This is a genomic window from Bacillus sp. JJ783, assembly GCF_036963225.1.
GTDB lineage: Bacteria > Bacillota > Bacilli > Bacillales > Bacillaceae_G > Bacillus_A > Bacillus_A cereus_U.
Map to the genome: position 1 here is coordinate 267 of NZ_JBALMG010000261.1, position 1,438 is coordinate 1,704.

Genomic DNA, 1,438 nt, shown 5'->3' on the forward strand with positions numbered 1-1,438 from the left:
GCGTTATATACCAAACATTCAATCTGAATATATAATCATTAAACATGCACAGGAGGCAAGAGGCGTACCTTTTGAAAAGGGAGAAGCAAGTTTATGGATTCGTATGAAAAATCGTATTTTGATTTTTTGGCCACTTATTATTCATTCTTTAGAAAGAATTGATACGGTTTCAAATGCAATGGATTTAAGAGGGTTTGGAAAGAAAGACAAACGTACGTGGTACTATGCAAAGAATGCTCAAAAAGTAGATTACATCACTCTTTTTGTTGGTATTATCATTTTAATTATTGCAGTGTACTTAAAAGTAAATGTATTCAAGAGTTTCTGGTATCCATTTTAAAGCACTCTCAATAGAGTGCTTTTACTAATTTTATGAAGACATGCTCAAAAAAGGGAGATACACATACTGTATAATACGAACCAGTTAAAATGATCAACTACCTATTAGTTTTCAAACCAAAAGGAGGAAAAAATATGAGTTTCGGCGGTTCTTGTGGTTTTGGTGGAGGTTTCGCATTATTAGTTGTGTTATTTATTTTATTAATTATTGTTGGATGTAGCTGTTGGAGCTAAGGTTACTAATTTCTAATTAATCTCTACAAAATGTAAACTTTAAAAAACATAGCAGATACTTTTTGTATCGAAATAAATGAAAAAGGAGCTATTAAGCTCCTTTTTCATTTATTATACGAAATCTCTTCATTACTGTATTTAGGTAATGTGATAGTTAAAGTAGTTCCTTTATTTATAACACTTCGGATTTTCAATGTGCCTCGCATCGTTTCGATAATTTTTACAGCAACCATCGTACCTAAACCAGTACCTTTCGTTTTTGTACTAAAATACGGTTCGCCAAATCGATTAATTTGCTCTTGAGACATTCCAATTCCACTATCTTGAATTCGTATCATGACTTTATTATTACTAACAGATGCAGAAATAATAAGATCACCGCCATTCGGCATTGCTTCAATACTGTTTTTAATTAAGTTTAAAAAACATTGATGAAAGTGCTGTGTATTACCAATAATTGTTCCACCGGAGAACTCTTTTGTAATATTAATAGTATTCATGTTACAAAAAGGCAACATCATATTAATAACTCGATTTAACTCGTGCCCCACTGAAATATGATCTAGTCTTTCTGAAGCCGGTTTGGCAAAAGTTAAGTAATCATCAATAATTGCTTGTGCACGATTTAACTCTTCAAGAATATGTTCAATATACTCATCTTTGGATTGTTGAGTTATATTGGGTGTTTTTAAAAGTTGTGTAAATCCTTTTACAACAGTCAATGGATTCCTTACTTCATGTGAAATACTTGCAGCGAGTTGGCTGACAATCTCCATTTTTTCAACTTTTATTAATTTTGATCGCATGAATATTGCATCTTTTAAAACCTCATTAAAATAGACCATAAATAATATTAAAATAGTTG

Annotated in this window: 3 protein-coding genes; 2 read left to right on the top strand and 1 reads right to left on the bottom strand. The window is 31.2% G+C overall.

Features of this window, described 5'->3' with window-relative positions:
* Together V7038_RS29390 and V7038_RS29395 are read left to right on the top strand one after the other, a co-directional pair.
* On the top strand, positions 1-340 hold a 340-nt coding region (locus V7038_RS29390; RefSeq protein ID WP_335696086.1), incomplete at its 5' end, for an energy-coupling factor transporter transmembrane component T family protein.
* A gap of 134 nt (positions 341-474) precedes the next feature.
* Positions 475-573 carry a YjcZ family sporulation protein gene (locus tag V7038_RS29395; RefSeq protein ID WP_000007808.1) on the top strand — a complete coding sequence of 33 codons (99 nt, stop codon included), beginning with the start codon at positions 475-477 and terminating at the stop codon, positions 571-573.
* A 104-nt stretch (positions 574-677) separates the two neighbouring features.
* Here V7038_RS29395 and V7038_RS29400 read toward each other — a convergent pair.
* On the bottom strand, positions 678-1,438 hold a 761-nt coding region (locus tag V7038_RS29400), incomplete at its 5' end, for a HAMP domain-containing sensor histidine kinase (RefSeq protein WP_335696087.1).

Bases quoted from the DNA above. Each gene is read 5' to 3' on its own strand.
- V7038_RS29395 (WP_000007808.1), top strand. From the start codon at position 475: ATGAGTTTCGGCGGTTCTTGTGGTTTTGGTGGAGGTTTCGCATTATTA.